Source organism: Enterobacter sp. MGH85 (assembly GCF_001037655.1).
GTDB lineage: Bacteria > Pseudomonadota > Gammaproteobacteria > Enterobacterales > Enterobacteriaceae > Enterobacter > Enterobacter intestinihominis.
The window spans coordinates 1,237,451-1,250,746 of sequence record NZ_KQ089925.1; the positions used below are offsets into that span (position 1 = coordinate 1,237,451).

9 protein-coding genes are annotated in these 13,296 nt (G+C 57.7%); 8 read left to right on the plus strand and 1 reads right to left on the minus strand.

Features of this window, described 5'->3' with window-relative positions:
- The first annotated feature begins 42 nt into the window (after positions 1 to 42).
- Genes glgB through glgP form a run of 5 tightly spaced genes read left to right on the plus strand, consistent with a single transcriptional unit; the run spans position 43 to position 9,411 of the window.
- Positions 43 to 2,229, plus strand: a complete 2,187-nt coding sequence (glgB, locus tag SK51_RS05745) for a 1,4-alpha-glucan branching enzyme (RefSeq protein ID WP_047359952.1) — start codon at positions 43 to 45, stop codon at positions 2,227 to 2,229.
- Positions 2,226 to 4,199, plus strand: a complete 1,974-nt coding sequence (gene glgX, locus SK51_RS05750) for a glycogen debranching protein GlgX (protein ID WP_023307124.1) — start codon at positions 2,226 to 2,228, stop codon at positions 4,197 to 4,199. Before glgB ends, glgX begins: the two co-directional genes overlap by 4 nt.
- Positions 4,200 to 4,216: 17 nt before the next feature.
- Positions 4,217 to 5,512 carry a glucose-1-phosphate adenylyltransferase gene (gene glgC / locus SK51_RS05755; protein ID WP_003861582.1) on the plus strand — a complete coding sequence of 432 codons (1,296 nt, stop codon included), beginning with the start codon at positions 4,217 to 4,219 and terminating at the stop codon, positions 5,510 to 5,512.
- Positions 5,512 to 6,945 carry a glycogen synthase GlgA gene (glgA, locus tag SK51_RS05760; RefSeq protein ID WP_022649646.1) on the plus strand — a complete coding sequence of 478 codons (1,434 nt, stop codon included), beginning with the start codon at positions 5,512 to 5,514 and terminating at the stop codon, positions 6,943 to 6,945. The genes glgC and glgA overlap by 1 nt, the downstream gene beginning before the upstream one ends.
- Before the next feature lie 18 nt (positions 6,946 to 6,963).
- Entirely contained in the window at positions 6,964 to 9,411 is a 2,448-nt protein-coding gene (gene glgP, locus SK51_RS05765) for a glycogen phosphorylase (RefSeq protein ID WP_048206615.1), read from the plus strand.
- A gap of 90 nt (positions 9,412 to 9,501) precedes the next feature.
- Here glgP and glpD read toward each other — a convergent pair whose 3' ends face one another.
- Positions 9,502 to 11,010, minus strand: coding sequence for a glycerol-3-phosphate dehydrogenase (gene glpD, locus SK51_RS05770; protein ID WP_022649644.1), 1,509 nt, complete (start codon positions 11,008 to 11,010; stop codon positions 9,502 to 9,504).
- Positions 11,011 to 11,295: 285 nt separating this feature from the next.
- Here glpD and glpE point away from each other — a divergent pair, with 285 nt between their 5' ends.
- The 3 genes from glpE to SK51_RS05790 are packed head-to-tail and all read left to right on the plus strand — an operon-like array spanning position 11,296 to position 13,281.
- The gene (glpE, locus tag SK51_RS05780) at positions 11,296 to 11,628 is read left to right on the plus strand and encodes a thiosulfate sulfurtransferase GlpE (RefSeq protein WP_022649643.1); all 333 of its coding nucleotides are present in this window, start codon (positions 11,296 to 11,298) and stop codon (positions 11,626 to 11,628) included.
- 47 nt (positions 11,629 to 11,675) lie between these two features.
- Positions 11,676 to 12,506: a rhomboid family intramembrane serine protease GlpG gene (gene glpG, locus SK51_RS05785; protein WP_022649642.1), complete on the plus strand. Its 831-nt coding sequence runs from the start codon at positions 11,676 to 11,678 to the stop codon at positions 12,504 to 12,506.
- A gap of 16 nt (positions 12,507 to 12,522) precedes the next feature.
- Positions 12,523 to 13,281: a DeoR/GlpR family transcriptional regulator gene (locus tag SK51_RS05790; protein WP_022649641.1), complete on the plus strand. Its 759-nt coding sequence runs from the start codon at positions 12,523 to 12,525 to the stop codon at positions 13,279 to 13,281.
- The last annotated feature ends 15 nt before the right edge of the window (positions 13,282 to 13,296 follow it).

The window sequence follows — 13,296 nt, forward strand, 5'->3', positions numbered from 1 at the left end:
GAGCGCTTAAAAAGGGCGACATAAAAAAACAGGATGAATACCATGTCCGATCGTATTTCGAGAGACGTGATTAATGCGCTTATTGCGGGTCACTTTGCCGACCCCTTTTCTGTGCTAGGGATGCACCGTACAGAGGCCGGACTGGAAGTTCGGGCGCTGTTACCGGATGCAACAGAAGTGTGGGTTATCGAACCCAAAACCGGCCGCAAGGTGGGTAATCTGGAATGCCTCGACTCGCGTGGCTTCTTCTCGGGCGTCATGCCCCGCCGTAAAAATCCTTTTCGTTATCAGCTTGCCGTTATCTGGCACGGTCAGCAAAACCTGATTGATGATCCCTATAGCTTCGGCCCGCTCTTAAAAGAGATGGACGCCTGGCTGCTGTCCGAAGGGACCCATTTACGCCCCTACGAAACGCTGGGTGCCCATGCGGATACCATGGACGGTATCACCGGCACGCGCTTTGCCGTATGGGCGCCAAACGCCCAGCGCGTCTCCGTTGTCGGGCAGTTCAACTACTGGGACGGTCGTCGTCACCCCATGCGCCTGCGCCGGGAAACCGGCATCTGGGAGCTGTTTATCCCCGGCGCGCACAACGGTCAGCTCTACAAATTCGAGATGATCGATGCCAACGGCAAGCTGCGTATTAAATCCGACCCGTACGCCTTTGAGGCCGAACTGCGCCCGAATACCGCCTCGCTGATTTGCGGCCTGCCGGAGAAGGTTGTCCAGAGCGAGGAGCGCAAGCAGGCCAACCGCTTTGATGCGCCGATCTCCGTCTATGAAGTGCATCTCGGCTCCTGGCGTCGCCACACCGATAACAACTTCTGGCTGAGCTATCGCGAGCTGGCGGACCAGCTGGTGCCGTACGCCAAATGGATGGGCTTTACCCATCTGGAGCTGCTGCCAATCAACGAACACCCGTTCGACGGTAGCTGGGGCTATCAGCCGACCGGGCTATATGCGCCTACGCGCCGCTTCGGCACGCGCGATGACTTCCGCTATTTCATTGATGCCGCGCACGCCGCCGGACTGAACGTGATCCTCGACTGGGTGCCGGGCCACTTCCCGTCGGATGATTTTGCGCTGGCAGAGTTTGACGGTACGAAGTTGTACGAGCACAGCGATCCGCGCGAAGGCTATCACCAGGACTGGAACACGCTGATCTACAACTACGGTCGCCGTGAAGTGTCAAACTACCTGGTCGGGAACGCGCTGTACTGGATCGAACGTTTCGGCATTGATGCCCTGCGCGTCGATGCGGTGGCGTCGATGATCTACCGCGACTACAGCCGCAAAGAGGGTGAGTGGATCCCAAACGAGTATGGCGGGCGTGAAAACCTCGAAGCGATTGAGTTTCTGCGCAACACCAACCGCATCATCGGCGAGCAGGTGGAAGGCGCCGTGACCATGGCGGAAGAGTCAACAGACTTCCCGGGCGTTTCCCGTCCACCGGCAATGGGCGGCCTGGGCTTCTGGTACAAGTGGAACCTCGGCTGGATGCACGACACGCTCGACTACATGAAGCTTGACCCGGTTTATCGTCAGTATCACCACGATAAGCTCACCTTCGGGCTACTCTACAACTACACCGAAAACTTCATGCTGCCGCTGTCGCACGATGAAGTGGTACACGGCAAGAAATCCGTTCTCGACCGCATGCCGGGGGACGCGTGGCAGAAGTTTGCCAACCTGCGCGCCTATTACGGCTGGATGTTCGCCTTCCCGGGCAAAAAGCTGCTGTTTATGGGCAACGAATTTGCGCAAGGGCGCGAATGGAACCACGACACCAGCCTTGACTGGCATCTGCTGGAAGGCGCGGACAACTGGCACCACGGCGTGCAGCGTCTGGTTCGCGACCTGAACCTGACCTATCGCCACCATAAAGCGCTGCACGAGCTGGACTTCGATCCGTACGGCTTTGAGTGGCTGGTGGTGGACGACCACGAGCGCTCGGTGTTTGTCTTTGTGCGCCGCGACAAGGTGGGTAACGAGATCATTGTCGCCAGCAACTTCACGCCGATACCGCGCGAACACTACCGCTTCGGCATAAACCAGCCGGGCAAATGGCGAGAAATCCTTAACACCGACTCCATGCACTACCACGGCAGCAACGCTGGTAACGGCGGGCTGGTACAGAGCGACGCCATCGAAAGCCACGGTCGTCCGAACTCCCTTGGCCTGACGCTGCCGCCGCTGAGCACAATCTGGCTGGTGCGGGAGGGAGAATGACGCAGCTCTCGGCAGGTAAACCCGAACCGCTCGGGGCGAGTTTTGACGGAAAGGGGGTGAACTTCACGCTCTTTTCTGCCCATGCTGAGCGGGTGGAACTCTGTGTGTTTGACGGGGAAGGTAACGAACACCGTTACGATTTACCGGCGCGCACGGGGGATACCTGGCATGGCTACCTGCCCGGAGGACGGCCGGGGATGCACTACGGTTTTCGCGTACACGGCCCCTGGGAGCCCTCTCAGGGGCACTGGTTTAACCCGGCGAAGCTGCTGATTGACCCATGTGCGCACCGCGTGGACGGTGAGTTTAAAGACGACCCGCTGTTCCACGTTGGCTACGGCGAACCAGACCACCGCGACAGCGCACCCGTCGCGCCCAAAAGCGTGGTGGTACACGATCTCTACGACTGGGAAGACGATGCCCCGCCGCGCACGCCGTGGGGCAACACCGTTATTTATGAAGCCCACGTCAAAGGGCTGACGTATCTGCATCCGTCAATCCCCAAAGAGATGCGCGGCACCTACAAAGCGCTTGGGCATCCGACGATGGTCGCGTACCTGAAGCACTTAGGGATCACCGCCCTGGAGCTGTTGCCCGTGGCGCATTTTGCCAGCGAGCCGCGGCTGCAGCGTCTTGGGTTAAGCAACTACTGGGGCTACAACCCGCTGGCGATGTTTGCCCTCGACCCGCGCTACGCGGTGCATCCGGAGAAGGCGCGGGATGAGTTTCGCGATGCGGTGAAGGCGCTTCACGCGGCGGGTATCGAGGTCATTCTGGACGTGGTGTTGAACCACAGTGCAGAAAGCGATCTTGATGGCCCGACGCTCTCACAGCGCGGAATCGATAACCGTAGCTATTATTGGATCAGGGACGACGGCGATTACGAGAACTGGACCGGGTGCGGTAACACCCTCAACCTCAGTCATCCGGCCGTTACGCATTACGCGTACGCGTGCCTGAAATACTGGGTTGAGACGTTCCACGTGGACGGTTTTCGTTTCGACCTGGCGCCGGTAATGGGGCGTACCCCGGCGTTCAGCCAGCAGGCGCCGCTGTTTGAGGCCATCAAAAACTGTCCGGTGCTTTCAAAGGTGAAGCTGATTGCGGAGCCCTGGGACATCGGCGAGGGCGGCTATCAGGTGGGGAACTTCCCGCCGCTGTTTGCCGAGTGGAACGACCACTTCCGCGATGCCGTCCGCCGCTTCTGGCTGACGCGCGATCTGTCGCTGGGGGAGTTTGCCGGTCGCTTTGCCGGCTCCAGCGATCTCTTTAAGCGTGACGGCAAACGTCCGTCGGCCACCATTAATCTGGTGACGGCGCACGACGGTTTTACGCTGCGCGACTGCGTTTGTTTCAATCAGAAACACAATGAGGCAAACGGCGAAGAGAATCGCGATGGGACTAACAACAACCATAGCTTTAACCATGGTATAGAAGGGTTAGGCGGAAGTCTGGATGTGATCGAGCGGCGACGCGCCAGCGTTCATGCGCTGCTGACGACGCTTTTGTTGTCGCAGGGCACGCCGATGCTGCTGGCGGGCGATGAGCACGGTCACAGCCAGCACGGCAACAACAACGCCTATTGCCAGGACAACACCCTGACCTGGCTCAACTGGGAAGAAGCGAACAGCGGGTTGACCCATTTCACCGCGGCGCTGATCCATCTTCGCCAGCACATCCCCGCGCTCACCGCCGACTGCTGGTGGGAAGAGGGCGACGGCAACGTTCGCTGGCTGAATAAAGACGCGCAACCGTTAAGCGCGCAAGAGTGGCAACACGGCATACCCTGTCTGCAAATCCTGCTTTCGGATGCGTGGCTGGTGACGCTGAACGCGACGGATGACGTCGCAGAGATTGTTTTACCTGACGGGGAATGGCGAGCCATTCCTCCCTTTGCCGGAGCGGATAATCCGGTTGTTATGGCTGTCTGGCACGGGCCTGCGCACGGAGTGTGCGTATTCCAAAGATGATAAAAAAGGAGTTAGTCATGGTTAGATTAGAGAAGAACGATCCGTTAATGTTGGCGCGCCAGCTACCATTAAAAACAGTTGCCCTGATCCTCGCGGGCGGGCGTGGTACCCGTCTGAAAGATTTGACCATCAAGCGCGCCAAACCGGCCGTTCACTTTGGTGGTAAGTTCCGTATTATCGATTTTGCACTCTCCAACTGCCTGAACTCAGGCATTCGCCGTATTGGCGTCATTACCCAGTATCAGTCGCACACGCTGGTGCAGCACATTCAGCGCGGCTGGTCATTCTTCAGCGAAGAGATGAACGAGTTTGTCGATCTGCTCCCGGCGCAGCAGCGCGTTCACGGGGAGAACTGGTACCGCGGCACGGCGGATGCCGTGACCCAGAACCTCGACATCATTCGCCGCTACAACGCGGAATACATCGTTATCCTCGCCGGGGACCACATCTACAAGCAAGATTACTCCCACATGCTGATCGACCACGTCGAAAAAGGTGCGCGCTGCACCGTGGCGTGTCTTCCGGTGCCTGTTGCAGAAGCAACCGCGTTTGGCGTGATGCATGTAGATGGCGACGACAAGATTATCGACTTTGTCGAAAAACCGGCGAATCCGCCAACCATGCCGGGAGACGACACCAAATCGCTCGCCAGCATGGGGATCTATGTCTTTGATGCCGATTATCTTTATGAACTGCTGGAAGAAGACGACAAAGACGAAAACTCCAGCCACGACTTCGGTAAAGACATCATCCCGAAAATTACCAAAGCTGGCATGGCGTATGCACATCCTTTCCCGTTGTCCTGCGTGCAGTCCGATCCAAATGCGGAACCTTACTGGCGCGACGTCGGCACGCTGGAAGCCTACTGGAAAGCCAACCTCGATTTGGCATCTGTGACGCCTGAACTGGATATGTACGACCAGAACTGGCCGATTCGCACCCATATGGAATCGCTGCCGCCGGCGAAGTTCGTCCAGGATCGCTCCGGCAGCCACGGTATGACGCTGAACTCGCTGGTCTCTGGCGGGTGCATTATCTCCGGTTCGGTGGTGGTGCAGTCCGTGCTGTTCCCGCGCGTGCGTATAAACTCATTCTGTAATATCGATTCGGCAGTCCTGCTGCCGGATGTCTGGGTAGGGCGCTCATGTCGTCTGCGTCGCTGCGTTATCGACCGTGCCTGCGTCATTCCCGAAGGGATGGTGATTGGGGAAAACGCGGAAGAAGATGCACGTCGTTTCTACCGATCGGAAGAGGGGATCGTGTTAGTAACACGGGAAATGTTGCGGAAGCTGCAAATCAAACAGGAGCGATGATGCAGGTTTTACACGTATGTTCTGAGATGTTCCCGTTGTTAAAAACGGGCGGACTGGCGGATGTTCTTGGTGCATTACCGGCGGCGCAAATTGCCGGAGGGGTGGATACCCGCGTGTTGTTACCCGCTTTTCCGGATATCCGGCGGGGTATTCCCGATGCGAAGGTTGTTACCCGCCGCGAGACCTTCGCGGGACGTATCACCCTGCTGTTTGGACATTACAATGGCGTAGGGATTTACCTGATTGATGCGCCGCATTTATACGACCGACCCGGCAGCCCGTATCACGATACCAACCTGTACGCCTATACCGATAACGTGCTGCGCTTTGCCCTGCTCGGCTGGGTGGGGGCGGAGATGGCCGTCGGGCTGGATCCGTTCTGGCGTCCGAACGTGGTGCACGCGCACGACTGGCATGCGGGGCTGGCTCCTGCGTATCTGGCGGCGAAAGGACACCCGGCGAAATCGGTGTTTACGGTGCACAACCTGGCGTATCAGGGCATGTATTACGCGCATCATATGAATGACATCGATCTGCCATGGTCGTTCTTTAACATGCACGGACTGGAGTTTAACGGACAGATTTCGTTCCTGAAGGCCGGTCTGTACTACGCCGACCACATCACGGCGGTCAGCCCAACCTACGCGCGGGAAATTACCCAGCCGGAGTTCGGTTACGGTATGGAAGGGCTACTGCAACAGCGCCACCGTGAAGGTCGTCTGTCGGGCATTCTGAACGGCGTGGATGAACAGATCTGGAATCCGGAAACGGACCTCCTGCTGGCAGCGCGCTATGGTCGCGACTCCGTGGAGGACAAAGCGGAGAACAAGCGTCAGCTACAGATTGCGATGGGGCTGAAGGTCAACGACAAGGTACCGCTGTTTGCGGTGGTCAGCCGCCTGACCAGCCAGAAAGGGCTGGATCTGGTGCTGGAAGCGCTGCCGGGATTACTGGAGCAGGGTGGGCAGCTTGCGCTGCTCGGCGCGGGCGACCCGGTATTGCAGGAAGGTTTCCTCGCGGCCGCGGCGGAACATCCGGGGCAGGTGGGCGTGCAGATTGGCTATCACGAAGCGTTCTCGCACCGCATCATGGGCGGCGCAGACGTGATTCTGGTGCCGAGCCGTTTCGAGCCCTGCGGCCTGACGCAGCTCTATGGTCTGAAATACGGCACGCTGCCGCTGGTACGCCGCACGGGCGGGCTGGCGGATACGGTGTCTGACAGCTCCCTGGAAAACCTGGCGGATGGTATCGCCAGCGGGTTTGTTTTCGAGGACAGTAATGCCTGGTCGCTACTTCGGGCGATCCGGCGTGCTTTCGTCTTGTGGTCCCGTCCATCCCTGTGGCGTTACGTACAACGTCAGGCGATGTCCATGGACTTTGGCTGGCACGTTGCGGCGCAGTCCTACCGCGACCTTTATCAACGCTTGATGTAACGAGGCGAAGTTACTGATATGAATGCTCCATTTAGCTACTCTTCCCCCACGCTCAGCGTTGAGGCGTTGAAACACTCCATCGCCTATAAGCTGATGTTTACCATTGGGAAAGATCCCGTTATTGCCAACAAACATGAGTGGCTGAACGCCACGCTGTTTGCGGTGCGTGACCGTATGGTCGAACGCTGGCTGCGCTCCAACCGCGCCCAGCTCTCGCAGGAGACGCGACAGGTGTATTACCTGTCGATGGAGTTTTTGATTGGTCGCACCCTCTCCAATGCGCTGTTATCGCTCGGGATTTATGACGACGTCAAAAACGCACTGGAAGAGATGGGGCTGGACTTAGAAGAGCTGATTGACGAAGAGAACGACCCGGGGCTGGGTAACGGTGGTCTCGGGCGACTTGCCGCCTGCTTCCTCGATTCACTGGCGACGCTGGCGCTGCCGGGACGCGGGTACGGTATTCGCTACGACTACGGCATGTTCAAGCAGAACATCGTTGATGGGCGTCAGAAAGAGTCGCCGGACTACTGGCTGGAGTACGGTAACCCGTGGGAGTTCAAGCGCCACAACACGCGCTACAAGGTGCGTTTTGGCGGGCGTATTCAGCAGGAAGGGAAAAAATCCCGCTGGGTGGAAACCGAAGAGATCCTCGCCGTGGCCTATGACCAGATTATCCCCGGCTACGACACCGATGCGACCAACACGCTGCGTCTGTGGAACGCGCAGGCCAGTAGCGAGATCAACCTCGGTAAATTCAATCAGGGTGACTACTTCGCGGCGGTGGAAGATAAAAACCACTCTGAGAACGTGTCCCGCGTCCTGTATCCGGATGACTCGACCTACTCGGGCCGCGAGCTGCGTCTGCGTCAGGAGTATTTCCTCGTCTCGGCAACGATTCAGGATATCCTTAGCCGTCACTATCAGCTGCACAAAACCTATGCGAATCTGGCGGAGAAAACGGCGATTCACCTCAACGATACCCATCCGGTGCTGTCGATCCCTGAGCTGATGCGCCTGCTGATTGACGAGCATAAGTTCAGCTGGGATGACGCGTTTGAAGTGACCTGCCAGGTGTTCTCGTACACCAACCATACGCTGATGAGTGAAGCGCTGGAGACGTGGCCGGTGGATATGCTCGGCAAAATTCTGCCGCGTCACCTGCAAATCATCTTCGAGATCAACGACTACTTCCTCAAGACCTTGCAGGAGCAGTACCCGAACGATACCGGCCTGCTGAGCCGCGCCTCGATCATTGATGAATCCAATGGTCGCCGCGTGCGCATGGCCTGGCTGGCGGTGGTGATCAGCCATAAGGTCAACGGAGTTTCAGAGCTGCATTCGAACCTGATGGTGCAGTCGCTGTTTGCAGACTTTGCGAAGATCTTCCCGACGCGTTTCTGCAACGTGACCAACGGCGTCACCCCGCGCCGCTGGCTGGCGCTGGCGAACCAGCCGCTGTCTGACGTGCTGGACGAAAATATCGGCCGCACCTGGCGCACCGATTTGAGCCAGCTGAGCGAGCTTGAACAACACATTGATTTTCCGACGGTGAACAAAGCCGTACGGGAAGCCAAGCTGCTGAACAAGAAACGGCTGTCAGTCTGGCTGGCGATGCATCTCAACGTGGTGGCGAACCCGAAAGCGCTGTTCGACGTGCAGATCAAACGTATCCACGAGTACAAGCGTCAGCTGATGAACGTCCTGCACGTCATCACTCACTACAACCGCATTAAGGCTGACCCGACAGCGGAGTGGGTGCCGCGCGTGAAAATCTTTGCCGGTAAGGCGGCCTCCGCGTACTACATGGCGAAGCACATCATTCATCTTATCAACGATGTGGCGAAGGTAGTGAACCAGGATCCGGACATTGGTGACAAGCTGAAAGTGGTGTTTATCCCGAACTACAGCGTAAGCCTGGCGCAGCTGATTATTCCGGCGGCGGATCTCTCAGAGCAGATTTCCACGGCGGGGACGGAAGCATCCGGCACCAGCAACATGAAGTTTGCCCTGAACAGCGCGCTGACCATCGGCACGCTGGACGGCGCAAATGTCGAAATGCTGGAGCATGTGGGCGCGGAGAATATCTTTATCTTCGGGAATACGGCGGAAGAGGTGGAGGCGCTGCGCAAGCAGGGCTACTCGCCGCGTGAGTATTATGAAGAGGATGAAGAGTTACGCCAGGTGCTGACGCAAATCGCCACCGGGGTGTTTAACCCTGAGGAGCCTGGGCGCTATCGTGACCTGGTGGACTCGCTGATTAACTTTGGCGATCACTATCAGGTGCTGGCGGATTACCGCAGCTACGTGGATTGTCAGGATAAGGTGGACGAACTGTACCGTCAGCAGGAGAAGTGGACCAGCGCCGCGATGCATAACATCGCCAACATGGGATACTTCTCGTCAGACAGGACCATCAAAGAGTATGCCGAGAATATCTGGCATATTGATCCGGTGAGGTTGTAAAACAAAGCCGGGTGGCGGCTCCGCCTTACCCGGCCTACTCGATCCTGTAGGCCCGGTAAGCGCAGCGCCACCGGGCATTTTTTGTCACCCTCAGGACGCCAGTGACAATTCACGCTTTCCCGCATGCTGTTGCAACCATTGCGCCACGCGAGACTGCTGCTCGGCATTCAGCCACATCCCTTCTTTAGTACGACGCCAGATGGCATCGTCCAGACGGCGCACCCATTCGTGTTCCACCAGGTAGCGCAGTTCCGCTTCGTACAGCTCATGGCCAAAATGCTCGCCCAGATCGGCAATCTCTTTTGCGTCGCCGAGGAACAGTTCGGTATTGCTGCCGTAGGTGCGGGCGTAGTGGCGCGCCATTCCTTCGGTAATGAACGGGAAGCGGCGACGCAGCTTCGCGGCGTAATCGTCGCGGTTATTGCCGATATCGCCGCCAGGCAGCACGGCGCCTTTCGTCCACGCCGGGCCGATGCCTTTGTAATACGGCGCCAGTTTCTCAAGCGCGTGCTCCGCCAGTTTACGGTAGGTGGTGAGCTTACCGCCAAACACCGACAGCAGCGGCGCCTGACCGTCTACGTCATGAATATCAAGCGTATAGTCACGGGTGATGGCCTGCGGTGAGTCAGACTCGTCATCACACAGCGGACGCACGCCGGAGTAGGTCCAGACCACGTCATCGCGCGCCAGCTGTTTCTTAAAGTGTGCGTTGTACACTTTCAGCAGGTAGCTGACTTCGCTCTCTTCAATCTCAACGTTTTTCGGATCGCCTTTGTACTCCACGTCAGTGGTGCCGATGATGGAGAACTCGTCCATCCACGGGATCACAAACACGATGCGCTTGTCTTCGTTTTGCAGGATATAAGCCTGCTTCTGGGTATGCACGCGCGGCACCACAATGTGGCTGCCCTTGATCAGGCGGATGCCGTACGGAGAAGGCAGGTGCATACCGTCATCGAAGAACTGTTTCACCCACGGGCCGGTGGCGTTCACCAGGCCGCGCGCTTTCCAGCTAAACTTCTCGCCGGTATCCACGTCTTCCGCTTCCACGATCCACAGGCCGTTTTCGCGGCGCGCGGCGATCGCGCGGGTACGGGTTTTCACCTCGCCGCCTTTCTTCTCGACCATCTGCGCGTTAGCCAGCACCAGACGCGCATCGTCCACCCAGCAGTCGGAATATTCGAAACCGCGCACGATTTCAGGCTTAAGGACCGATTCTGAGCCAAAACGCAAACCGGTCGAACCCGGCAGGCTGGTGCGTTTACCCAGATGATCGTACATGAACAGGCCGATGCGGATCATCCACGCCGGACGCAGGTGCGGGCGGTGAGGCAGGCGGAAGCGCATCGGGATCGCCAGATGCGGAGCCATTTTCAGCAGCACTTCGCGTTCGGCCAGCGCTTCGCTGACCAGGCGGAATTCGTAGTGTTCCAGGTAGCGCAGGCCTCCGTGGATCAGCTTGGAGCTGGCGGACGACGTCGCGCAGGCGAGATCGTTAGCTTCCAGCATCAGCACGGATAAACCGCGTCCTGCGGCATCAACCGCAATACCGGCACCGTTGATGCCCCCGCCTATCACAATCAGATCTTTGGTTTCCATAACACCCTCATGCACTTTCGTTAAAGCTCAAAAATGTTCGATATCGCTCATAATAGCAAAGGAACGCGCTTTTGGTAACATCAAAAAAACAATTTAGAGTGATATGGATAACATAATGGCGTTTACCCGCCGCCAGGACGTACACTACGGGGTAAAATGGTGCGGTCTGATGCCCTCACCCCAGCCCTCTCCCACGGGGAGAGGGTGATCCGTTTCCCTCTCCCTCCGGGAGAGGGTAGGGTGAGGGGAAAACCGCACCACACCTGAATATAAGATGAGAACACCATGGATCAGTTTGAATGTATTAACGTAGAAGAAGCCCATCAGAAGATGCACCAGAAAACCGCGGTGCTGGTGGATATCCGCGATCCGCAGAGCTTTGCGATGGGCCACACGCCGGGCGCGTTCCATCTCACCAACGACACGCTGGGCGCGTTTATGCGCGATAACGACTTCGACACGCCGGTGATGGTGATGTGCTATCACGGCAACAGCAGTAAAGGCGCGGCGCAGTATCTGCTCCAGCAGGGTTACGACGCGGTATACAGCGTCGACGGCGGCTTTGATGCATGGCATCGTCATTTCCCGGCAGAAGTTGAATACGCGTTTGAGCGCTGATCCCGCTATACTGTCCCCTTTTGTGTGGAAATAAGCGACCGCTGCCCATGTTGATGATCACCTCTTTTAGCAACCCGCGCGTCGCCCAGGCGTTTGTCGACTATATGGCGACGCAGGGCATTATCCTGACTATTCAGCAGCATACACAGACGGATGTCTGGCTGGCAGACGAAAGCCAGGCTGGGCGCGTGAACGCCGAGCTGGCGCGTTTCCTGGAAAACCCGGGCGACCCGCGTTATCTGGCAGCAAGCTGGCAATCCGGCCAGACCGACAGTGGCCTGCACTATCAACGTTTTCCGTTTCTCGCCACCCTCCGCGAGCGCGCAGGACCGTTTACGCTGCTTTTGATGGCAGCCTGCATCATCGTCTTCATTATTATGAGCGTGGTGGGCGACCAGAGCGTGATGATTGCCCTCGCATGGCCGTACGATCCCTCCCTGCAATTTGACGTCTGGCGCTACTTCACGCATGCGCTGATGCACTTCTCGGTGATGCATATCCTCTTTAACCTGCTGTGGTGGTGGTATCTCGGCGGAGCAGTGGAGAAGCGGCTCGGCAGCGGCAAGCTGATTGTGATCACCCTTATCAGCGCCCTGTTAAGCGGCTATGTGCAGCATAAATTCAGCGGTCCGTGGTTTGGCGGGTTATCCGGCGTGGTGTACGCCCTGATGGGTTACGCCTGGCTCAGAGGCGAGCGCGACCCGGAAAGCGGCATCTATTTACAACGTGGATTAATAACCTTTGCGTTAATATGGCTTATTGCCGGATGGTTTGATCTGTTTGGTATGTCTATCGCCAATGGTGCGCACGTTACCGGCCTGGCGGTCGGGCTGGCGATGGCGCTGGCCGATACGCTCCATGCGCGAAAACGAACATAATTCCCAGGGATATTTCATGAAACAAACACAACGTCATGACGCCATTATCGAACTGGTAAAAAAACAGGGATACGTCAGTACTGAAGAGCTGGTGGAGCAGTTTGCCGTCAGCCCGCAAACCATCCGTCGTGACCTCAACGACCTGGCCGATCAGAACCGTATTCTGCGCCATCACGGCGGCGCGGCGCTGCCGTCCAGCTCGGTGAACACCTCATGGCATGATCGTAAGGCGACGCAAACGGCAGAGAAAGAGCGTATCGCCCGTAAAGTGGCGAGCCAGATCCCGAACGGCGCGACGCTGTTTATTGATATCGGCACCACGCCGGAAGCGGTCGCCCATGCGCTGCTGAACCATGAGAACCTCCGCGTGGTGACCAACAACCTGAACGTGGCTAACACGTTGATGCAGAAAGACGATTTTCGCATCATCCTCGCGGGCGGCGAACTGCGCAGCCGCGACGGGGGCATTATCGGCGAAGCGACGCTCGATTTTATCTCTCAGTTCCGCCTCGACTTCGGCATTCTGGGGATCAGCGGCATCGACACCGACGGCTCGCTGCTGGAGTTTGATTACCACGAGGTGCGCACCAAGCGCGCGATTATTGAGAACTCGCGCCACGTGATGCTGGTGGTGGATCACTCGAAATTTGGCCGCAATGCGATGGTCAACATGGGCAGCATTAGCATGGTGAATGCGGTCTACACCGACGAGATGCCGCCGGCGGGCGTGTTGCAGGTGATTAAGGATAACAATTTGCAGCTGGAGTTGTGCTAGCGGTTGTGTCGGGTG

Excerpts from the sequence above, each read along its gene's own strand:
- glgP (WP_048206615.1), top strand. The coding sequence starts at position 6,964 with ATGAATGCTCCATTTAGCTACTCTTCCCCCACGCTCAGCGTTGAGGCG.
- SK51_RS05790 (WP_022649641.1), top strand. The coding sequence starts at position 12,523 with ATGAAACAAACACAACGTCATGACGCCATTATCGAACTGGTAAAAAAA.
- glgX (WP_023307124.1), top strand. The coding sequence starts at position 2,226 with ATGACGCAGCTCTCGGCAGGTAAACCCGAACCGCTCGGGGCGAGTTTT.
- glpG (WP_022649642.1), top strand. The coding sequence starts at position 11,676 with ATGTTGATGATCACCTCTTTTAGCAACCCGCGCGTCGCCCAGGCGTTT.
- glgC (WP_003861582.1), top strand. The coding sequence starts at position 4,217 with ATGGTTAGATTAGAGAAGAACGATCCGTTAATGTTGGCGCGCCAGCTA.
- glpE (WP_022649643.1), top strand. The coding sequence starts at position 11,296 with ATGGATCAGTTTGAATGTATTAACGTAGAAGAAGCCCATCAGAAGATG.
- glpD (WP_022649644.1), bottom strand. The coding sequence starts at position 11,010 with ATGGAAACCAAAGATCTGATTGTGATAGGCGGGGGCATCAACGGTGCC.
- glgB (WP_047359952.1), top strand. The coding sequence starts at position 43 with ATGTCCGATCGTATTTCGAGAGACGTGATTAATGCGCTTATTGCGGGT.
- glgA (WP_022649646.1), top strand. The coding sequence starts at position 5,512 with ATGCAGGTTTTACACGTATGTTCTGAGATGTTCCCGTTGTTAAAAACG.